Source organism: Kitasatospora sp. HPM-01-4 (assembly GCF_051374625.1).
GTDB lineage: Bacteria > Actinomycetota > Actinomycetes > Streptomycetales > Streptomycetaceae > Kitasatospora.
This window is the reverse complement of sequence record NZ_JBPQGP010000005.1, coordinates 3502143-3523775: the sequence shown is the minus strand read 5'-3', so window position 1 is coordinate 3523775 and position 21633 is coordinate 3502143. Positions and strand designations below refer to the sequence as shown.

Here is a 21633-nt window from a genome sequence, read left to right as displayed (position 1 = left end):
CCCTGAGGGGTGTGAGCCGGGCCTCCGGCGTTTTCCGGACCAGCGCCGTTCTCCCGAACGGTGCGAGGGGCGTCCGGCCGGTCGGCGCGGGGAGCCGCCCGAGGCGGAGGCGACCGCGGTCGGCCGGGCTCGCCGGGCCGGTTGCCCCGAATGTCCTGGCTGCCCCGAATGCCCCAGAAGCCGCTGGTTATCAGGGAAATTTTGCGATGGCCAAAGTCTGCCTTATAACTGAGGCATGATCGAGGCCCGCCACCTGCGTGTCCTGCGCGCTGTCGCCAAGACCGGCTCCTTCTCCGCCGCGGCCCGCGAGCTCGGCTGTACCCAGCCCGCGGTGAGCCAGCAGATGAAGGCGCTGGAGAAGTCCGTCGCCACTCCGCTGGTGGTCCGCTCGGGCCGGGGCATGCAGCTGAGCGAGGCGGGACAGGTACTGCTCAAGCACGCCACCGGCATCCTGGCCGGCCTCTGCGCCGCCGAGGAGGAGGTGGCCGCGATCGCCGGACTGCGGGCCGGCCGGGTGCGGCTGGTGTCCTTCCCGACGGCCAGTTCCGTCCTGGTTCCGCCGGCGGTCGCCCGGCTGAGGGGTGCGCACCCGGGGGTGCGGGTGTCCCTGGTCGAGGCCGAGCCGCCGGAGTCCCTGGCGATGCTGCGCGGCGGCGAGTGCGAGGTCGCGCTGGCCTTCCGCTATCCGGAGTCCCAGGGCAGCGTCTTCCCGGCCCCCGCGCACGGCTCGCCGCGTGAGGCCCGTGCCGAGGCGGCCCTGGAGGCGGCCGCCGCGCTGGCCGTCAACGACTGGTCCGACCTGGTGGTCCGGCCCCTGCTGGACGATCCGCTGGTCGGGCTCGTTCCGGCCGGGCACCCGCTGGCCGGGCGGGACGAGAGCAGCCCGGTGGACCTGGCCGAGCTGGCGCAGGAGCAGTGGATCGCGGGCTGCCCGCAGTGCCGGGGTCACCTGGTGGAGCTGTGTGCCGCCGCCGGCTTCGATCCCCGGATCGACTTCGCGACCGACGACTACCCGGCGGTGGTCGGTCTGGTCGCGGCCGGCCTCGGGGTGGCGGTGCTGCCGGGTCTCGCGCTGCGCTCGGTGAGCCAGGCGGGCATCGCGGCGGTGCCGGTGCGGGCGGCGGGTGGCGAGACGGCGGCCCGTCAGGTGGTGGCGCTGACCCTGCCGGACCTCGCCGAGGTGCCGGCCGTCTCGCTGATGCTGGACCAGCTCTCTGCCTCGGTGGACCAGGTCTCTGTTGTCGCGGCCGCCGGCTGACCTCTGCTCCGTACGGGTGAACGGGGCGGGCTGGTGGCATGCGGAAGCCTCGTGAAGAAACGTTTCTCCACGAGGTATCGGACTATCAGTGGCCACTCGCCGTCGGCATGCTGAGCGGTACCTGGACCTCGGTCAGCCGGTTGCGGGAGCGGCCCATCAGCTCCTCGCGCTCGTCCTCGGTCAGTCCGCCCCAGACGCCGTACGGCTCCCGTACGGCCAGCGCGTGCGCCGCGCACTCGGCCCTCACCGGGCACCGCATGCAGACCTCCTTGGCGCTTGCCTCCCGCGAGCTTCGCGCGGCCCCGCGCTCGCCCTCCGGGTGGAAGAAGAGCGAACTGTCCACGCCGCGGCAGGCGGCGGAGAGCTGCCAGTCCCAGAGGTCCGCGTTGGGGCCGGGGAGGCGGGAGAAATCTGCCATGGCTCATTCCCTTCGAGGGGTTCGACGCCGGGAGACTCGTCGGCTCGGCCCGGTCGCGACCGAGCCGGTATGGACACCTGGAAATATGACTTACGGCAACCACTGGGACAAGTCACCCACAGAGTGGCACAACAGTCAATGACCGTACGGAAGCTATAAAAACGGCCAAATTCGGGCATGGTGTCTGGCGGTGTCGCTGTGGCAACCGGGTGGCCGCGGGGGCGCGAGCGGGCCATGTGGTGCGCACAGGGTGCGCGGACCGCGCACGAGCAGCACAAAAGTGCGGCGTGTGCACCGCGAGGTGGCTGATCCGTAATGGGTTGGCCACGTACAGTGGTGGAGATGGCCCTGAGGGCCGTAACTCATTCGAGTGACGGTCGTTGGTTGTGCGGAGGCGGTTAGCGGGCGCCGGGCGTCGGGAACGGTCGCGGGAGATCCACGATCCAGACGAAGTCCGTCGCCGATCGGCCGTGTCGGAGAGAGTTCGAACCAGCCAGGAGGCTCAACGTGACGCGGATCAGCTGCGGAGGACGGTCATGACATCCGTACTCGTCTGCGACGATTCCCCCCTTGCCCGGGAGGCGCTTCGCCGCGCGGTGGCGACCGTGCCCGGTGTCGATCGGGTGACCACTGCGACCAACGGTGAGGAGGTACTCCGCCGCTGGGTGGCCGACCGCTCCGATCTCGTTCTGATGGACGTCCGGATGCCGGGCCTCGGCGGTGTGGAGACCGTCCGGCGGCTGCTGTCGGCGGACCCGGGGGCGCGCATCATCATGCTCACCGTCGCGGAGGATCTGGACGGGGTGGCCCTCGCGGTCGCCGCCGGCGCCCGCGGCTACCTGCACAAGGACGCCTCGCGCGCCGAGCTGAGGGCCACCGTCACCCAGGCGCTGGCCGACCCGACCTGGCGGCTCGCCCCGCGCCGGCTGCGCAGTCCCGACATGGGTGCGGCACCCACGTTGACGGCGCGTGAGATCCAGGTGCTCGAGGGCATGAGCCACGGGCGCAGCAACGCGGAGATCGGCCGGGAGCTCTTCCTGTCCGAGGACACCGTCAAAACCCATGCCAGGCGCCTGTTCAAGAAGTTGGGCGCCTCGGACCGCGCCCATGCGGTGGCCCTCGGTTTCCGCTGGGGCCTGGTCCGCTGAGAGGCGGCCGCCCGGCCGCCTCGATCGCTCAGACGTATGACGTTGAGGTCCCGAGGCTGCACCATGGAGTAGTGGAGCACCTCGGGGACCGGCGGACAGGGACTGCGGCGAAGAGTGCGGCCGCAGGAGGCTCGGCGAGCGGAACGGGACAAGGCCCCTCCGGGCCGGCGGTGGCTTCGGAGGGCGGGGCGGGAGGCGGCGCGGTGCGCACGGTGGCGACGCACGGTGGTGCGGTGCATAACGTTCCGATGCACAACTCCGGACGCGGTGCCGCGTTTTCCGGTTCGACCAGGCACCATGGACCGATGTACGACGACGAGGCCCGGTCCGAAGAGCCCCCGCCCGGCGCTCCCGCGGTGGATCAGGCCGATCAGTCGTACCCGGAGGAGGACGAGGCGCGTCGGCCGGTGCTCGGCACCGGCGGTTCGGCGCAGCTCGGCGGGCTGGTCGCCGCCGCCGTGCGCGGCGAGGGCCCCGCGATCGACGCGCTGCTCGCCTACGTCCACCCGCTCGCACTGCGCTACTGCCGTGGCCGGCTGGTCCGGTTGCCCGGCGGCGCCCGGCACCATGTGGACGACGTGGCCCAGGAGGTCTGCGTCGCGGTGCTCTGCGCGCTGCCGCGCTACAAGGACGAGGGCCGCCCCTTCGAGGCCTTCGTGTACGGGATCGCCGCGCACAAGATCGCGGACCTGCAGCGGGCCGCGATGCGCGGGCCGGGATCCACCGTCATCCCGCCCGACGACCTGCCCGAGCTGCCCGACGAGGCGCTCGGTCCGGAGGAGCGGGCGCTGCTCAGCAGCGATGCCGCATGGGCCAAGGAACTGCTCTCCAACCTGCCCGCCAGGCAGCGCGAGCTGGTGCTGCTGCGGGTGGCGGCCGGGCTGTCGGCGGAGGAGACCGGCGAGGTGCTCGGCATGTCGCCGGGCGCCGTCCGGGTCGCCCAGCACCGGGCGCTGAGCCGGCTGCGGGCGCTGGCGGAAGAGTCCTCGTAGCGGGGGCGTTGTCAAGGAGGCGCGTCCCGATACCCGGGACACCAGTACCATGGGGTATCGGCGCCTGGTCAGGTCGCCCAAAGTTCCGTGGGTGTGCGCGGGGTTCTCTCGGATGAACCTCCAAACGCCGAGCGTTGCTGGTGGCCTGGATCCTGTGCCGGTGCGCGCGGGTGGATGGGGCCGGTGACCACGGCCGACCCTCCGCCCTGCTGAGAGCTACGCGTCCGGAACCCCTCACCGGCGCGATCGAGATCGACGGCCCGCCACGGAAGGTCCCCAACACCATGTCTTACAACGCCGCAGGCGTACCCGAGAAGTTCGCCATGCTCGGGCTCACGTACGACGACGTCCTGCTGCTGCCCGGGGCCTCCGAGGTGCTGCCGAACCAGGTCGACACCTCCTCGCGGGTCTCCCGCAACGTCAGGGTGAACATCCCGCTGCTCTCGGCGGCCATGGACAAGGTCACCGAGTCCCGGATGGCCATCGCGATGGCCCGCCAGGGCGGTGTCGGCGTGCTGCACCGCAACCTGTCCATCGAGGACCAGGTCAACCAGGTCGACCTGGTCAAGCGCTCCGAGTCCGGCATGGTGGCCGACCCGATCACGGTCGGCCCGGAGGCCACCCTGGCCGAGGCGGACGCGCTCTGTGCCAAGTTCCGGATCAGCGGCGTTCCGGTCGCCGACCCGGAGGGCAAGCTGCTCGGCATCGTCACCAACCGTGACATGGCCTTCGAGTCCGACCGCAGCCGCCAGGTCCGCGAGATCATGACCCCGATGCCGCTGATCACCGGCAAGGTGGGCATCTCCGGCGAGGAGGCCATCGGCCTGCTCCGCCGCCACAAGATCGAGAAGCTGCCGCTGGTCGACGACGAGGGCCGGATCAAGGGCCTGATCACCGTCAAGGACTTCGTCAAGGCCGAGCAGTACCCGAACGCCGCCAAGGACGCCGAGGGCCGTCTGCTGGTCGGTGCCGCCGTCGGTGCCTCCGCCGAGGCCTTCGACCGCGCCCAGGCGCTGGTCGGCGCCGGTGTCGACTTCCTGGTCGTGGACACCTCGCACGGTCACAGCCACAACGCGCTGGCCTGGATCGCCAAGATCAAGGCGGCTGTGGACGTGGACGTCATCGGCGGCAACGTCGCCACCCGGGACGGCGCCCAGGCGCTGATCGACGCGGGCGTGGACGGCGTCAAGGTCGGCGTCGGCCCCGGCTCGATCTGCACCACCCGCGTGGTCGCCGGCATCGGCGTGCCGCAGGTCACCGCGATCTACGAGGCCGCGCTGGCCTGCCAGGCGGCCGGGGTGCCGGTCATCGGCGACGGCGGCCTGCAGTACTCGGGCGACATCGGCAAGGCGCTGGCGGCGGGTGCCGACACCGTCATGCTCGGCTCGCTGCTGGCCGGCTGCGAGGAGTCGCCGGGTGAGCTGCTGTTCATCAACGGCAAGCAGTTCAAGTCGTACCGCGGCATGGGCTCGCTGGGCGCCATGCAGTCGCGCGGCCAGGGCCGCTCGTACTCCAAGGACCGCTACTTCCAGGCCGAGGTGGCCTCGGACGACAAGCTCGTGCCCGAGGGCATCGAGGGCCAGGTGCCCTACCGCGGGCCGCTGGGCGCGGTGCTGCACCAGCTGGTCGGCGGCCTGCGGCAGACCATGGGCTACGTCGGTGCGGGCACCATCGAGGAGATGCAGACCAAGGGCCGCTTCGTCCGGATCACCTCGGCGGGTCTCAAGGAGAGCCACCCGCACGACATCCAGATGACCGTCGAGGCGCCGAACTACAACAGCCGCTGAGCGTTCGCCGGGCATTGAGCCGAGGCCGGGGCCCGCTGCCGTCCGAGAGGGACGGCGGCGGGTCCTGCGGGTACCCGGGGAGTGCCCCGGGAGGTGCGCGCAGCCGCGCCCGGCGGGAAGGCATCGCGGCCGGTCAGACCCCGGGGCCGGTCGTACCGGGGGTGTGCCGGCGGTCGTGGGCGGGTCCGCCGGGGGCAGTCGCCCTCCGGTGTCTTCCGCCCCGCGTGGTTCCCCGAGCCCCTGATTGCTCCCACTTTGCGGGATACTGGGGTGCGGTCGGGGTGACCCGGCGCGAGTGAAGCAAGCAGCAGAAGGGCTCGAAGTGACTGAGATCGAGATCGGGCGAGGCAAGCGCGGCCGCCGGGCGTACTCCTTCGACGACATCGCCGTCGTCCCCAGCCGTCGCACCCGGGACCCGAAGGAGGTCTCGATCGCCTGGCAGATCGACGCCTACCGCTTCGAGCTGCCGTTCCTGGCGGCCCCGATGGACAGCGTGGTCTCGCCCGCGCAGGCCATCGCGATCGGCCAGCTCGGCGGCCTCGGGGTGCTGAACCTCGAAGGCCTGTGGACCAGGTACGAGGACCCGCAGCCGCTGCTGGACGAGATCGCCGCGATCAAGGACGAGGCCGCCGCGACCCGCCGGCTGCAGGAGATCTACGCGGCCCCGATCCAGGCCGAGCTGATCGGCAAGCGGATCAAGGAGGTGCGCGAGTCCGGCGTGGTGACCGCCGCCGCGCTCTCGCCGCAGCGGACCGCCGAGTTCTCCAAGGCCGTCGTCGACGCCGGCGTGGACGTCTTCGTGATCCGGGGCACCACGGTCTCCGCCGAGCACGTCTCGGGCGCGGCCGAGCCGCTGAACCTGAAGCAGTTCATCTACGAGCTGGACGTCCCGGTGATCGTCGGCGGCTGCGCCACCTACACCGCCGCGCTGCACCTGATGCGGACCGGCGCCGCCGGTGTGCTGGTCGGCTTCGGCGGCGGTGCCGCGCACACCACCCGCAACGTGCTGGGCATCCAGGTCCCGATGGCGACCGCCGTGGCCGACGTGGCCGCCGCCCGCCGCGACTACATGGACGAGTCCGGCGGCCGCTACGTGCACGTCATCGCGGACGGCGGTGTCGGCTACAGCGGTGACATCGCCAAGGCCGTCGCCTGCGGCGCGGACGCGGTGATGATCGGTGCCGCGCTGGCCCGTGCCACCGACGCCCCCGGCAAGGGCTTCCACTGGGGCATGGAGGCCGTCCACGGCGAGCTGCCGCGCGGCAAGCGGGTGGACCTCGGCACGGTCGGCACCACCCAGGAGATCCTCACCGGCCCGTCGCACACCTCCGACGGCACCATGAACCTCTTCGGCGCGCTGCGCCGCGCGATGGCCACCACCGGCTACTCGGAGCTCAAGGAGTTCCAGCGGGTCGAGGTCACCGTCAACCCGGCGCTCAACCACCGGTAAGCGCCGTCCTCGCTGACGGACCGTAGGCACAGCGGCAGGGCCCTCGCTTCGGCGGGGGCCCTGCCGCGTTCCGGGCGCGGGTGTGGTGATCCCGGTGGCCTTGCCGGGAGATTCCGTGAACGGCGGCGGACGCCTCGGGGTGGTCAATGCGCGCTCGCACGGTCAATTCTGATGGCCGATCGGACACGTAGCATCGTGTTACCGGCCGGAACCCGACGATCAACCCCGGGGCGGGTGGTGAGGCGGCCCCGGGACAGGGGATGATGGAGGCTTGGCGTTCGGAGCCCCGCCGCCGGGCGCAGTACACGGCCCCGGCCGGTCTGCCCACGGCTCCTGCCGACGCGCCGTCATCCCGAACGCCGCCGCACAAGGGGGAAGAGGCACCAATGACCCAGCCGCAGGGTTCCACCGGACGTCTCCTCGCCGGCCGTTACCGGTTGAACGAGGTGCTCGGCCGGGGCGGGATGGGCACTGTGTGGCGGGCCGAGGACGAACTGCTCGGCCGGGTCGTCGCGGTCAAGGAACTGCGGATGCAGGGCGGTACGGACGAGGACGAGAAGCACCGTCTGATCGTCCGTACGCTGCGCGAGGCCAAGGCGACCGCGCGGATCCGGCACACCGCCGCCGTCACCGTCTTCGACGTGGTCGAGGAGGACGAGCGGCCGTGGATCGTGATGGAACTGGTCGAGTCGCGCTCGCTGGCCGAGGTGATCAAGGAGGACGGCACGCTGAGTCCGGCCCGGGCCGCCGAGATCGCGCTCGACGTGCTGGGCGTGCTCGGCGCCGCGCACAGCCAGGGCATCCTGCACCGGGACGTCAAGCCGTCGAACGTCCTGATCGGTGAGGACGGCCGGGTCGTGCTCACCGACTTCGGCATAGCCAGCGTCGAGGGCGACGTCTCGATCACCTCCACCGGCATGCTGGTCGGCGCGCCCTCGTACATCTCGCCCGAGCGGGCGCGCGGGCAGAAGCCCGGACCGCCCGCCGACCTCTGGTCGCTGGGCGGCACGCTGTACGCGATGGTCGAGGGCAAGCCCCCGTACGACCGGGGGTCGGCGCTGGCCACCCTCACCGCGGTGATGACCGAGTCCCTGCCGAGGTCCGAGAAGGCCGGGCCGCTGCAGCCCGTCATCGACGGCCTGCTGGAGAAGGACCCCGCCAAGCGGCTGGACGCCTCCACCACCCGGTCGATGCTCAGGCGGATCGTCGCCGACGCGACCGGCAGGGCGGAGTCCACCACCCAGCAGGCCGTACCCGCCCCCGGCACCGACGTGCCGCCGGCCGCGCCCAAGACGTCGGCCGAGGCCGCCGCGAAGCCCCGGCAGGCCGTGAAGGCGGAACGGGCGGACGAGGCCGAGAGCCCGAAGCGCGGGGTGAGCGGGCTGCTGGGGACGGTCCGGGTCGGCAGCCGGGCGGCGGAGCAGCCCGTGGCGGCGCCCGTACCCGAGCCGGCGCCCGCACCCGTCCAGGCCGCCGAGCCCGAGACCACGGCGGTGCCCTCGGCCACCGGGCCCGCGGCCGGGCTGCCCGGATGGCTCCGCCGCCCGGCGGTGCTCGCGGGGGCCGCGCTGGTGATCGTCCTGCTGGTGATCGCCGTGCTGTTCGCGGTACTGCGGGACCGGGGCCATGCCGCCGCGGGCTCCACCACGCAGGGCTCCGCCTCCCAGAGCTCCGCGTCCTCCTCGCCGCCGCTCACCAAGGCCGCCGCTCCGGTGCCGGACGCCGGCCCCAGCGGCTCCGCCGGTGCCTCCGCCGGTGCCTCCGACTCGCCGAGCGGCGCACCCGCCTCGCCCAGCGGCAGCCCGTCCGCCGCCGACGCGGGAGTGCCGGCCGGGTTCCACCAGTACAAGGACGACTCGGGCTTCTCGATCGTGCTCCCCGACTGGATGAAGGAGCAGGGGGAGGATTACCGCGCCACCAGCCGCAAGTTCGGCGGCAACGGCGTGAAGCTGGTGGTGGACTGGACCACCGAGCCGGGCAAGAGCGCGCTCGCGGACTGGCAGGACTCCGAGCGCACCAACACCATGAGCAACTACCACCGCGTCCGGCTCGAGCAGATCAGCTACCGGCAGTGGAACAACGCCGCCGACTGGGAGTGGACCAGCAGCAGCAACCCCGTACTGCACTCGCTCAACCGGGGCTTCGTCACCGGCAAGTACGGCTACGCGCTCTACTGGATCACGCCGGACACCGACTGGAACTCCGCCGCCAACGTGCAGGCCAGGCAGGTCGGCTTCGACACCTTCCAGCCCGCCCCCTGAGGCGCACCGTGCAACCGGCGGCGCCGGCCCGCCGTCCTTGAGGAAGGCGGGAGACGAGCGGCCCCGGACCAGAGATCCTTAAGTTCCCGAGGAAGGCGCATGCGAGTGGCCCCCGGCCAGGTGGTGGCCGGACGGTACCGGTTGACGGACCGTCCGGAGGGCCGTGGCATGCTCGCACGGGACCAGCAGACCGGCGACCAGGTCCTGCTGCACGCGCTGGAGCTGCCCGAACTGCTGGTGCCCGGGGGGCCGTCGGCAGTCGATCCGGACCCCGCGTACGGCGAGCGGATCGCCCGGCTGGTGAGCTCGGTGGCCGAGGACACGCCGGACCACCCGAGGCTGCTCCGGCCGGTCGAGGCCGTGGCCGAGGAGGACCTGCTCTGGGTGGCCGAGGAACGTCCGCCGGGCCGGGCGCTGGCCGAGCTGACCGGATCAGGCCCGCTCCCGCCGTACCGGGCCGCGGAGATCGCCGCCGACCTGGCGGCCGCACTGCACGCGCTGCACCGCGCCGGTCAGGCACACGGAAACGTTTCCCCGCAGAGCGTGGTGGTCTGCGAGGACGGTGCGGCGCTGCTCGGCGGTCTGCTGTCCGGGGCGGCCGAGGAGGAGCTCTGCGCGGCGCTGGGCGGCCCCCGCGACGCCGCGCCGACCCCGCTGCAGGCCCGGCGGATCCTGGATGCCAGATCCCTGCTGCTGGGTCCCAGCACCGAGCGCTGGGCACTGGAGACCGGCCCTGCCGGGGACTGCTGGGCGCTCGGCGTCCTGCTGTACCGGATGCTGACCGGCCGCGCCCCGTACCCCGAGGACGACCTGCCGGTCCTGCTGGCCGCGATCCGGTCCGGGCGCCCCGGCCCGTTGGACGGCTGCGGGCCGCTGGCCCCGCTGGTCGAGCGGCTGCTGCGGCCCGACCCGGCCGCCCGGCCCGGGGCGGCGGAGATCCGGCGGGAACTGGCCGAGCTGATCGGCGGGGCGCCGGAGCCGCGGCAAGCACGGCCGCAGGCCCCGCAGGAGCTGCCGGTGCGCCGGCCGCGCGGCCCGCTGGTGCGCCACCCCGGTGCGGCGGTCCGGCGGGGCAGGCCGGACCTGGCGCAGTCGGGCACACGGCCGGCCCTGCCGCCCGCGCTGCTGGGGCCGCTGCTGGTGGCCGGGGTGCTGGCGCTGCTGGTGGTGGCGCTGGTGCTGGTGGTCTCACTGGCGGGCTGAGCGGCCCGCGGGCGGGCGCACCGCTCGGTAGCACGGAACGGCGCGGCATGAGGCCTAGGTCACAGGGAGGTCACCTGGCCGGGTCGAGACAACGGGTGCGGAGCCGGGCGCCTAACCTGTGCATGGAAGTTGTCCTATCGGTGAGTCAACGGTGCACCGGAACCACCTCCGTCAAGGTGACGGTGGGCTGATGAGGGGGAACGGTCGCCATGGGCGTGCAGGACCAGTCGGCGCAGGCCAGAGACGCGCAGCGGTTGCTGGTCGGCCGCTACGCACTGGGCGAGCGGCTCGGCCGCGGCGGTATGGGCACGGTCTGGCGGGCCCGGGACGAGATGCTGGACCGCGAGGTGGCGGTCAAGGAGCTGACGGTCAACCACCTCCCCGAGGAGGACCTGGAGATCCTCCAGTCCCGGATGAAGCGCGAGGCCAGGGCCGCCGCGCGGATCAAGCACCCGGGTGTGATCACCATCCATGACGTGGTGGAGCAGGACGGCCGCCCGTGGATCGTGATGGAGCTGATCGACGGCCGCTCGCTGGCTGACGTGATCAGCCAGGACGGCACCCTGCAGCCCAGGGAGGCCGCCGAGGTCGGCGTCCAGGTGCTCGCCGCGCTGCACCGGGGCCACCAGCTGGGTGTGCTGCACCGCGACGTGAAGCCCGCCAACGTGCTGCTGGAGCACAACACCGGCCGGGTGGTGCTGCTGGACTTCGGCATCGCCACCTTCGAGGGCTCCACCGAGCTGACCCGGCCCGGCGACCTGGTCGGTTCGCCGGACTACCTCGCTCCCGAGCGCGCCCAGGGCGAGCGCCCGGGCCCGGCCTCCGACCTCTGGGGCCTCGGGGCGACGCTGTACGCGGCCGTGGAGGGCCAGTCGCCGTTCCGCCGCACCTCGCCGATCACCACCCTGGCGGCAGTGGTCGGCGAGCCGCTGCCGGAACCGCGCCGGGCCGGGGCGCTCGGCCCGGTGCTGGCCGCGCTGATGGCCAAGGACGCGGCGGAGCGGCCGAGCGCGGACGAGGCCATGCGGATGCTCACCGAGGTGACCGCCGGGCACACCATCGGCATCAGGGCGGTGCCGAAGAGCGAGCCCCGGATGCCGACCCAGAGCGTGCCGGTGGTGGACCGGCCCGAGAGTGCCGTACCGGCCGCCGAGGAGAGCGCCCAGCCGGCCGCCGAGGCCGATCCGGACGCGGCTCCTGCCGCAGCCGCCCCTGCCGCCCTTGCCACGGCGGCCCCTGCCGCGGCCGACTCCGCCACGTCCGTCCCCGCCGGTTCCGCCGTCGAGTCGGTCCCCACGGAGACGGCGATATCCGCGTCCAAAGAGGCCAGGCCGCCCGCCGCGGCCGGGCCCGGGCGGCGCAGGGGCCTGAAGATCGCGGTGGTGCTGGTGGTCCTGGCCGCGCTCGCCGCGGGTGCCGCGTACGCGGCACCCAAGCTGCTGCACCACAACCCGACCGCGGCGCCCGAGCCGGATCCGGGCCCCGCGGTGACCATCACCGCGGCGCCCGCCACCGGTCCGGCTCCGGACGGCTACGCCTGGGTGGACGACCCGATGGGCTTCCGCTTCCCGGTGCCGACCGACAGCGCGCCGTGGGTGCGCACGATGGACGGCAACAACCAGATCATCTACAGCCCGGACCACGGGGTGCACTTCATCCAGTTCTCGGTCACCGTCGCGCAGTCGCTCACCCCGCGCCAGCACTTCCTGGAGATGGAGGGCGACATCGTCAAGGAGCGGAAGCTGAAGGACTACCACCGGGTCAACCTGGTGGACGCCAAGGTGAACGGACACGAGGCCGCGTCCTGGGAGTTCACCTTCACCGGCAGTCAGGACGGCATCCGGCGGCACGCCAAGGAGGTGGAGTTCCTCGCCGACAGCGGCACCTCCTACGGCGTCTACATCTCCACCCCGGAGAAGGACTGGCTCACCGGGCAGCGGCGGTTCACCACGGTGATGAACAACTTCACCGCGCTGCGCTGACACCGTCCGCAGGGCTGAACCGGCCAGTTGCGATCGGCTGTTACCGGCGGGTACCGAACCGGCGGCCGAGCGCCTAGGCTGCGCCCATGACGGACAACACGGCAGACGGTCAGGCCCCCGTCCGGGGCGAGCAGCGCAACCCGGCCGCCGGCGGCGGCGCCCGTACGGTCGCCTCGGTGGTACCGGCCCCGCTGGTGGCCCGGCTGGCGCGGGGCGTCACCGCGACCGGTGAACCGGAGCTGGTGCACACCATCGCGCCGCTCACCGGGGAGCGGCTCGCCTCGCTGCCCCGGTCCACCCCGGCCGACGTCGAGGTGGCCTACCAGCTGGCCCGGCGTGCGCAGCGCAGCTGGGCCGCGCTGCCCGTCCGCCGTCGTGCCGCCGTCCTGCTGCGCTTCCACGACCTGCTGCTGCGCCGGCAGGAGGAGGTGCTCGACCTGGTCCAGGCCGAGACCGGCAAGGCCAGGCTGCACGCTTTCGAGGAGGTGTTGGCGGTCGCGATGGCCGCCCGGCACTACGGCCGCACGGCACCCGGCTACCTGCGCGACCGCCGCCGCTTGGGCGCGGTCCCGGTGCTCACCCACGCGGTCGAGTCCCGCCGTGCCAAGGGTGTGATCGGCCAGATCTCCCCCTGGAACTACCCGCTGGAGCTCTCCGTCGGCGACGCCCTGCCCGCCTTCGCGGCCGGCAACGCGGTGGTCAACAAGCCCGACACGCAGACCGCGCTGACCGCCCTGTGGGCCCGCGAGCTGCTGGTCGAGGCCGGGCTGCCCGCCGACCTCTGGCAGATCGTGATCGGCGACGGACCGGTGGTCGGCCCCGCCGTGATCGAGCACGCCGACTACGTCTCCTTCACCGGCTCCACCCGCACCGGCCGCCAGGTCGCCCAGCAGGCCGCCGGCCGGCTGGTCGGCGCCTCGCTCGAACTCGGCGGCAAGAACGCCATGCTGGTGCTCGCCGACGCCGACCTGGACCGCGCCGCCGAGGGCGCCGTCCGGGCCTGCTTCTCCTCCGCCGGCCAGCTCTGCATCTCGATCGAGCGCCTGCTGGTGCACCGCTCGGTGGCCGACGACTTCCTGGCCCGCTTCGTGGCCCGGACCGCCGCGCTGCGGCTCGGCGGCGGCCTGGCGTACGGGGCGGACATGGGCTCGCTGGTCTCGGAGCGGCAGCTGGAGAACGTCACCCGGCACGTCGAGGAGGCCGTCAAGGCCGGGGCCACCGTGCTCACCGGCGGACGGGCCCGCCCCGATCTCGGCCCGCTCTTCTACGAGCCCACCGTCCTCGACGGTGTCACCCCCGAGATGGCGGTCTGCGCCGAGGAGACCTTCGGCCCGGTCGTCTCGGTCTACCGCTTCGACACCGAGGACGAGGCCGTCGCCACCGCCAACGCCACCCCCTACGGCCTCAACTCCAGTGTCTGGACCAGGGATTCACGCCGTGGCCGGGCCATCGCGGCCCGGCTGCACACCGGTACGGTCAACGTCAACGAGGCGTACGCGGCGGCATACGGCTCGGTGGCGTCGCCGATGGGCGGGATGGGCGACTCCGGGCTCGGCCGCCGGCACGGCGCCGAGGGCATCCTGCGCTACACCGAGGCGCAGACCATCGCCACCCAGCGCCTGGTGCCGCTCGCACCGTCCTTCGGGCTGGACGACGAGCGCTTCGCCGCGCTCTTCACCACCGGGCTGAAGGCCATGAAGGCCTTCCGGCTGAAGTAGTCGATCCGGTTGTCCGACAAGGCACTTGAAGAGGAGAGCGGTATGGCGGTCGAGGGTGCGCACGACTACGACGTGGTGGTGGTCGGCTCGGGGTTCGGCGGTTCGGTCGCGGCGCTGCGGCTGACCGAGAAGGGCTACCGGGTCGCCGTCCTGGAGGCCGGCCGGCGGTTCGGCCCGGACGAACTGCCCAGAACCTCCTGGGACATCAGGAACTACCTGTGGGCGCCGGCGCTCGGTCTGTACGGCATCCAGCGGATCCACCTGCTGGCCAACGTCCTGGTGCTCGGCGGCGCGGGCGTCGGCGGTGGATCGCTCAACTACGCCAACACCCTCTACGTCCCGCCGAAGCCGTTCTTCGAGGACCGGCAGTGGCGGCACATCACCGACTGGCAGGACGAGCTCGCCCCCTTCTACGACCAGGCGCAGCGGATGCTCGGGGTGCGCACCAACCCGACCGTGACCCCGTCCGACGTCCATCTCAAGGCCGCCGCCGAGAAGATGGGCGTCGGGCACACCTTCCACCTCGCCCCGGTCGGGGTCTTCTTCGGTGACGGCAAGGACTCGGACGGCCGCGCCAAGGCCGCGCCGGGCGAGGAGGTCGAGGACCCGTACTTCGGGGGAGCCGGCCCGCGCCGGAAGGCGTGCATCGAGTGCGGCGAGTGCATGACCGGCTGCCGGCACGGCGCCAAGAACACGCTCACCGAGAACTACCTCTTCCTCGCCGAACGGAACGGCGCCGAGATCCACCAGCTCACCACGGTGGAGCGGATCAGGCCGCTGGCGGCGGGCGGCTTCGCGGTGGACGTACGGCGCACCAACGCGCCCTCCCGGGACCGGGTCAGAGCCGGTGCGCGGACGATCACCGCCGCCGAGGTGGTGGTCGCGGCCGGGACGTACGGGACCCAGACGCTGCTGCACCGGATGCGCGACCGGGGCCACCTGCCCGCGCTCTCCGCCCGGCTCGGCGAGCTCACCCGCACCAACTCCGAGGCGCTGGTGGGCGCTTCGACCTCCGACCGGCGCTACGGCTCGCGGGTGGACTTCACCAAGGGGGTGGCCATCACCTCCTCGATCCACCCGGACGAGAACACCCACATCGAGCCCGTGCGGTACGGCAAGGGGTCGAACGCGATGGGGGCGCTGAGCATCCAGCAGGTGCCGGGGACCGGGCGCGGGCCGCGCTGGCTGCGGTTCGCCCTCACGGCGGCCAGGCATCCACTGATCTTCGCGCAGTCGGTGAACCAGTACCGCTGGTCGGAGAAGACCATCATCGGCCTGGTGATGCAGTCGCTGGACAACTCGCTGACGGTCTCGCTGAAGAAGACCGGGCTCGGCAAGGGCAAGCTCACCTCCCGGCAGGGGCACGGGACGCCGAACCCGACCTGGATCCCGGCGGCGGAGGAAGGCGCCAAGGCGCTGGCCGAGTCCATCAACGGCTTCGCCGGCAGCTCCGTCGGGGAGATCTTCGACATCCCGATGACCGCGCACTTCATCGGCGGCTGCCCGATCTCCGACCGCCCGGAGGGCGGGGTCATCGACCCGTACCAGCGGCTCCACGGCTACCCCGGGATCAGCGTGGTGGACGGTTCCGCGATCTCCGCCAACCTCGGGGTCAACCCGTCGCTGACCATCACGGCCCAGGCCGAGCGGGCCATGTCGATGTGGCCGAACCGGGGCGAGCCCGACCTGAGGCCCGCCCAGGGCGAGCCGTACCGGCGGGTGGAGCCGGTGGCGCCGGTGCGGCCGGCGGTGCCGGCGGGGGCCTTCGGCGCACTGCTGCTGCCGATGCCGCGGGTGCGGCGCGGCTAGGAGCGCGTCCCGGGGCGGCGCGTGTTCGAAGGGTCCGGGGAGACGGGCAAAGGGCCCCGCGGGGGAACGGGGCCCTTTGTCGCTCAGCACACGGTGTCAGGGCAGCACCGGTGCTGGGGGGACGGCGCCGGGGGAGGGGCGCCGTCCGGACGGTTGGTCTGTGGGTCGCGCCGGACACTCGGCAGGGGTGGGCCAAGGCGCGGCGCGGGGAAACGAGTCGGTTCATCCCTCACGGAGCGTGAGGTGACAACCGTGTTCTTCAGCGCCCGGGGCGGTCGCCCGGCGCCGGGAAGGTGTGCCGTACGAGGGCCCGGCTGACCCCCGCCTCCAGCATCGTGGGGGACGGAGCCCTTACTGTGCAACCGATTCGACGCAGTTCGGCACAGTCCAATTTTCCGGACCTGGACCTGCCGTACCCTGTCCGCCGCACGGCGGGCCGTACCGAGCGGGCAGGTCAGCTCGACTACGTTCCGTAGTAGTCGCCGAGGTGGCGGCGCACGGTTGTGAGCCGGGGGCGGTCGGCGCGGGCGGTGCCGACCCCGGGTGGTGCGGCGGGCGCAGCCGGGCGTCCCCGGCTCCGGCCGCCGCACCTCCATTGGTCAGTCGTGACCGGAGGCTGTCCCCTGCCGCCCGGTCACTGCACCCGCGCACGGTCCCACGGCGGGCCGCACCCGGTCTGGCCCGAGAGCGGCAGCGCCACGCGAGCGGGTGGACTGAGATGAGATCCACGCGTGGTTCGGTGCCCGTACCGGGCGGCCCGAACCTGGGGGGTGCGAGCGCTCGTACGGTCGTCCGGTGCAACGAGACGCCGCACCGCGGGGTCACGGGGCTAGGCGTCGGCAACTGGGTGAAAGCACAGTCTTCCGGCCGCCCGGTAGACTGAAATGCAGACACCCCCACAGTCGCCCGCCACCCTGCCCAGGGCGTGCCGCGTGCGACGCCTCTCGATACCGCTGCCGGAAGGCCGTCTGTGTCCTCTGCTATTCCCGACATGTCCGCACACGAGCTCGACACCGTCCTGGTCGTCGACTTCGGTGCCCAGTACGCCCAGCTCATCGCCCGTCGGGTGCGTGAGGCCAGGGTCTACAGCGAGATCGTGCCGAGCACCATGCCGGTCGCCGAGATGCTCGCCAAGAACCCGAAGGCGATCATCCTCTCCGGTGGCCCGTCCTCGGTCTACGAGGAGGGTGCGCCGCGGCTCGACCGCGCCCTGTTCGAGGCCGGTGTCCCGGTCTTCGGTATGTGCTACGGCTTCCAGCTGATGGCCATCACCCTCGGCGGCACGGTGGACAACACCGGTGCCCGGGAGTACGGCCGCACCCCGCTGACCGTCGCCAAGACCGGCTCCACCCTGTTCGAGGGCACCCCGGCGCAGCAGTCCGTCTGGATGTCGCACGGCGACGCCTGCTCGGCCGCCCCCGAGGGCTTCACCGTGACCGCGTCCACCGACGTGGTGCCGGTCGCCGCCTTCGAGAACGACGAGAAGAAGCTGTACGGCGTCCAGTACCACCCCGAGGTGCTGCACTCCGACCACGGCCAGCAGGTGCTGGAGCACTTCCTGTACCGCGGCGCCGGGATCGCCCCGACCTGGACCACCACCAACGTGGTGGACGAGCAGGTCGCGCTGATCCGGGAGCAGGTCGGTACCAAGCGCGCCATCTGCGGCCTGTCCGGCGGCGTGGACTCCGCCGTCGCGGCCGCGCTGGTCCAGAAGGCCATCGGTGACCAGCTGACCTGCGTCTACGTGGACCACGGTCTGATGCGCAAGGGCGAGACCGAGCAGGTCGAGAAGGACTTCGTGGCCGCGACCGGCGTCCAGCTGAAGGTCGTGGACGCGCAGGAGCGCTTCCTGGCCGCGCTCGCCGGGGTCAGCGACCCGGAGGAGAAGCGCAAGATCATCGGCCGGGAGTTCATCCGGGTCTTCGAGCAGGCCCAGGCGGAGATCATCGCCGAGGCCGGCGCCTCGGGCGAGCCGGTCGAGTTCCTGGTGCAGGGCACCCTGTACCCGGACGTGGTGGAGTCCGGCGGCGGCACCGGCACCGCGAACATCAAGTCGCACCACAACGTCGGCGGCCTGCCCGAGGACCTCGAGTTCAAGCTGGTCGAGCCGCTGCGCAAGCTGTTCAAGGACGAGGTCCGGATGGTCGGCCAGGAGCTCGGCCTGCCGGAGGAGATCGTCCACCGCCAGCCGTTCCCGGGCCCGGGTCTGGGCATCCGGATCGTCGGCGAGGTCACCAGGGAGCGCCTGGACCTGCTCCGCGAGGCCGACGCCATCGCCCGTGAGGAGCTGACCGCCGCCGGTCTGGACCGCGAGATCTGGCAGTGCCCGGTGGTCCTGCTCGCGGACGTCCGCAGCGTCGGCGTCCAGGGCGACGGCCGCACCTACGGCCACCCGATCGTGCTGCGCCCGGTGTCCTCCGAGGACGCCATGACCGCCGACTGGTCGCGCCTGCCCTACGAGGTGCTGGCCCGGATCTCCACCCGGATCACCAACGAGGTCCGCGACGTGAACCGCGTCGTGCTGGATTGCACCAGCAAGCCGCCGGGCACCATCGAGTGGGAGTGATCTCCCCGGCTTCGAACGGCCGCGCCGCCGCTCCCGTACCCGCGGGAGCGGCGGCGCGGCCGTCTGCTGCGCAGACGGTATCCGGGAAAGCCGGGCGAAACAGGGCAGAATCGGACCGGACCTGTCAGCAGTTGACAGGCGGTTGAACAGAGGGGTCGGCATGACGGCGGCGCACGAGGAACCGGAGAGCCCGGGCAGAGCCGAGCGGTTGGCCGAGCTGCGGGTGGTGGCCTCCGGCCACGCACTGCTGCTGCTCCGGATCTTCCTCGGGGCCACCTTCGTCTACGCGTCCTTCGACAAGCTCTCCGACCCGCACTACCTGGCGGGCGCGGCCGACCCGGCCTCCTTCTACTCCCAGACCCTGGCGGTCAGGCCGTCCAGCCCGATCGGCTTCCTGCTCGGCCCCGCCCTGCACGCGCCGACCTTCTTCGCCCTGCTCGTCGCCTTCGGGGAACTGGCGGTCGGGCTCGGCACGCTCTTCGGGCTCTGGGGCCGGCTGGCCGCGCTCGGCGGCGCGGCGATCAGCCTCCTGCTCTGCCTGACCGTCAGCTGGAACGTCACGCCGTACTACCTCGGCAACGACCTCGCCTACCTGGCGGCCTGGACCCCGCTGGTGCTGGCCGGCACGCCGTACCTCTCGGTCGACGGCTACCTGCTGCGGCGGGCCGAACGGGACCGGGCGCGCGGGCTGGTCGAGGGGCAGGTGAACCGGCGTTCGCTGATGGACGGCGGGATCGCGGCCATCGCGCTCGGCGGGGGCGGGCTGCTGGCCGGCTCGCTGACGGCCACCTTCGGGCGGCCCCGGAAGACGGCCGCCGGCACCGCCGCGGGGGCGCCGTCGCCGTCCGCGGGCGCCACCGGTTCCGCGTCCGCGGGCAAGAAGGCCTCGGTCGCCGTCTCGGCCGTGCCGGTCGGGGGATCGGCTCAGGTCGCGGACCCGGCCAGCGGCGACACCGTCTACATCGTGCAGCCCAAGGCGGGGCAGTACTGCGGCCTCTCCGCGATCTGCACCCACTCCGGCTGCACGGTCAACGCCCCCAGGAACGGGCAGCTGTACTGCCCCTGCCACGGCTCGCGATTCGACGCGGCGACCGGTGCGGTGGTCAACGGACCGGCGACCAGGCCGCTGCCCAGGTACACCGTCACCAGGGACGGCGACCGGCTCGACCTCGGGCCCGCCCAGAGCTGAACCCGGGCCCGGAGCGGCAGGGTCAGCGGTCCTCGCGGTTGCGGCGGGACATCGCGGTGACCGCACCGGCCAGGCCCGCCACACCGAGGACGATGAAGGTCACCGGGATGACGATCCGTCCGTTGACCGAGCGGCCGTTGATCGAGGCCACCAGGTAGACGACCGCGATCACGGTGAAGAGTGCGCCCGCGATCAGCGAGAACGGGTCGAGTCGGTTCTTCCTCATGCCTGCTCCAGCTGGATGTCGCCGATCGCGAGCTTCACGGTCAGGTCCAGAGTCCCCTTGGACTTCTGGCCGTTGGTCGGGTGGATCACGAACTCCCGGTTGTTGCCCATACCGGAGTCGGACTCACCGTTGGGGGTCTGGACGTTGCCCAGGGCGTTGCGCACCGTCAGGCGCACCTCCACGTCGGAGGGGACGGTCACCTGCAGCTCGCCCGTGCCCATCCGGACATCGGTGCTGAGGGTGCCGCCCGCCGGGTCGAGCCGGCTCAGGTCGAGCTGGGCGTCACCGGCGCCGAGGACGTAGCGGCTCTGCAGCTCGGACACCGAGGCCGGCGCCCAGAAGCGGTTGCCGAAGGACGACTCGACGGTGGCCCTCGAGCCGGAGAGCGCGGACAGCGCGAGCGTGAGCGCCAGCGCGGGGACGAGCAGCCCGCGCACCCGGCCGGCCTTCGCCGCGATCAGCATCGACATCCCGAGGCCCAGCAGCGCGGCCGCCAGCACGGTGGAGATCCGCGCGTCGTCGCCGTTGGCGTGCGGGATCGCCCAGGCCACCGCACCCGCGCCGAGCGCGATCAGCAGCCCCAGCAGACCGGTGAAGGAGCGCTGCCGCGGCCGGGCCACCGCGGTCGCGGCGCGCGCCGCACCGGGCGCGGAGCCGGACTTGCGCAGCGGATCGCCCTGCGGCAGATCGGCGCGCTGCCACCAGGCCTGCGCCGGTGCGCCGAGCGGCAGGCCCGCCCCGGGCGGGGGCGTGTGCGCCGCGTACGGGTTGCGCTCCGGGTGGCGCGGGTCCCACAGGTAGCCGGACGGGCCGTGCGGCGGGGTGTCCGCCGGCGCGGAGCTTGCGGCGCGAGCCTGCTCGTGCCGCTCGTACGCCGACCGGGTCCCGTCGGTGGCGTCCTCGGGCCCCCCGGCCGGTCCGCCCTCCTTGGTGAGGTCGACCCGTGGCCGGCCGTTCCACTCCGCCTTGCGCTCGTCCCAGTCGGTCTTGAAGGCGTCCCAGGTCGTCCGGTAGGTGTCCCAGTCGCCCTTGCGCTGCTCCCACCCGGTCATGAAGTCCTTGGCGAACCGCTCCCGCCACTGGGACCAGTCGTACTGTCCGTCCGGCTGGTCCACCAGCCGGTCGTACGGGCCGCCGGGGCGGTCGTCGCCCTTGCCCTGGGCACGGCGGCGGCGCTCCGGATCGTGGCGGACCGCCAGGAAGATCATCCCGGCCAGCAGCAGGAACGGGAACATCTGGTCCTTGTCGCCCATGGACGAGAAGAACACCCCGGTGCCGATCAGCGTCAGCAGCACCGCTCCGATGGACTGCCCGTCCACCCGGCCGGTCAGCACGCGCTGCAGCTCGGTCTGGCCGGGCTTCCCGTCCGCCGGCTCCCTGGGGACGACCAGCCAGGCCAGCCCGTACAGGAAGAGCCCGAGCCCGCCGGAGAGGCAGAGCACGGCGGTGACCACCCGGAAGACCACCGGGTCGATGTCCAGATGCCGGCCGAGCCCGCCGCACACTCCCGCCACCACCCGGTGGCTCTCGCTGCGGGTCAGCGGGGGCCGCTGCTCCGGCCGGGGGGCGGCGGTGTCCTGTGCCGCTGTGCTCTGCTCGTCCGTCATGTGCACCATCCTCCCGTCC

Annotated in this window: 15 protein-coding genes; 12 read left to right on the top strand and 3 right to left on the bottom strand. The window is 72.7% G+C overall.

Annotated features, from left to right (window positions below; all coding sequences use genetic code 11):
- Nucleotides 1-235 precede the first annotated feature (235 nt).
- Nucleotides 236-1258 (top strand): LysR family transcriptional regulator, encoded by a 1023-nt coding sequence (locus ACSMTC_RS14875; RefSeq protein ID WP_436560175.1) that lies wholly within the window; start codon nt 236-238, stop codon nt 1256-1258.
- Between the two features lie 85 nt (nt 1259-1343).
- Here ACSMTC_RS14875 and ACSMTC_RS14870 read toward each other — a convergent pair whose 3' ends face one another.
- Complete coding sequence (locus ACSMTC_RS14870; protein WP_436560174.1) at nt 1344-1676, bottom strand: WhiB family transcriptional regulator; 333 nt, start codon at nt 1674-1676, stop codon at nt 1344-1346.
- A gap of 536 nt (nt 1677-2212) precedes the next feature.
- Here ACSMTC_RS14870 and ACSMTC_RS14865 point away from each other — a divergent pair.
- The 11 genes from ACSMTC_RS14865 to ACSMTC_RS14815 all read left to right on the top strand — a co-directional run bounded on the left by ACSMTC_RS14865 (nt 2213) and on the right by ACSMTC_RS14815 (nt 19781).
- The gene (locus ACSMTC_RS14865) at nt 2213-2824 is read left to right on the top strand and encodes a response regulator transcription factor (protein WP_014136228.1); all 612 of its coding nucleotides are present in this window, start codon (nt 2213-2215) and stop codon (nt 2822-2824) included.
- A gap of 305 nt (nt 2825-3129) precedes the next feature.
- Nucleotides 3130-3816: an RNA polymerase sigma factor ShbA gene (gene shbA / locus ACSMTC_RS14860; protein WP_436560173.1), complete on the top strand. Its 687-nt coding sequence runs from the start codon at nt 3130-3132 to the stop codon at nt 3814-3816.
- A 284-nt stretch (nt 3817-4100) separates the two neighbouring features.
- The gene (guaB, locus tag ACSMTC_RS14855; protein WP_436560172.1) at nt 4101-5603 is read left to right on the top strand and encodes an IMP dehydrogenase; all 1503 of its coding nucleotides are present in this window, start codon (nt 4101-4103) and stop codon (nt 5601-5603) included.
- A 322-nt stretch (nt 5604-5925) separates the two neighbouring features.
- Entirely contained in the window at nt 5926-7053 is a 1128-nt protein-coding gene (locus ACSMTC_RS14850) for a GuaB3 family IMP dehydrogenase-related protein (RefSeq protein WP_436560171.1), read from the top strand.
- Nucleotides 7054-7439: 386 nt separating this feature from the next.
- Entirely contained in the window at nt 7440-9314 is a 1875-nt protein-coding gene (locus ACSMTC_RS14845) for a serine/threonine-protein kinase (RefSeq protein WP_436560170.1), read from the top strand.
- Between the two features lie 99 nt (nt 9315-9413).
- On the top strand, nt 9414-10517 hold the full coding sequence (locus ACSMTC_RS14840) for a protein kinase family protein (RefSeq protein ID WP_436560169.1): 1104 nt from the start codon (nt 9414-9416) through the stop codon (nt 10515-10517).
- Nucleotides 10518-10726: 209 nt separating this feature from the next.
- Nucleotides 10727-12499 (top strand): serine/threonine-protein kinase, encoded by a 1773-nt coding sequence (locus ACSMTC_RS14835; RefSeq protein WP_436560168.1) that lies wholly within the window; start codon nt 10727-10729, stop codon nt 12497-12499.
- 86 nt (nt 12500-12585) lie between these two features.
- On the top strand, nt 12586-14217 hold the full coding sequence (locus tag ACSMTC_RS14830; protein WP_436560167.1) for a succinic semialdehyde dehydrogenase: 1632 nt from the start codon (nt 12586-12588) through the stop codon (nt 14215-14217).
- Between the two features lie 42 nt (nt 14218-14259).
- Entirely contained in the window at nt 14260-16026 is a 1767-nt protein-coding gene (locus ACSMTC_RS14825; protein ID WP_436560166.1) for a GMC family oxidoreductase N-terminal domain-containing protein, read from the top strand.
- A 991-nt stretch (nt 16027-17017) separates the two neighbouring features.
- Nucleotides 17018-18592 (top strand): glutamine-hydrolyzing GMP synthase, encoded by a 1575-nt coding sequence (gene guaA / locus ACSMTC_RS14820; RefSeq protein ID WP_436560165.1) that lies wholly within the window; start codon nt 17018-17020, stop codon nt 18590-18592.
- A gap of 160 nt (nt 18593-18752) precedes the next feature.
- Nucleotides 18753-19781, top strand: a complete 1029-nt coding sequence (locus ACSMTC_RS14815; RefSeq protein ID WP_436560164.1) for a Rieske 2Fe-2S domain-containing protein — start codon at nt 18753-18755, stop codon at nt 19779-19781.
- 22 nt (nt 19782-19803) lie between these two features.
- On the opposite strand, the gene ACSMTC_RS14810 is transcribed toward ACSMTC_RS14815, so the two are convergent.
- Together ACSMTC_RS14810 and ACSMTC_RS14805 are read right to left on the bottom strand one after the other, a co-directional pair.
- Entirely contained in the window at nt 19804-20007 is a 204-nt protein-coding gene (locus tag ACSMTC_RS14810) for a hypothetical protein (protein WP_436560163.1), read from the bottom strand.
- On the bottom strand, nt 20004-21614 hold the full coding sequence (locus tag ACSMTC_RS14805) for a PspC domain-containing protein (protein WP_436560162.1): 1611 nt from the start codon (nt 21612-21614) through the stop codon (nt 20004-20006). Before ACSMTC_RS14805 ends, ACSMTC_RS14810 begins: the two co-directional genes overlap by 4 nt.
- Between the last annotated feature and the right edge of the window lie 19 nt (nt 21615-21633).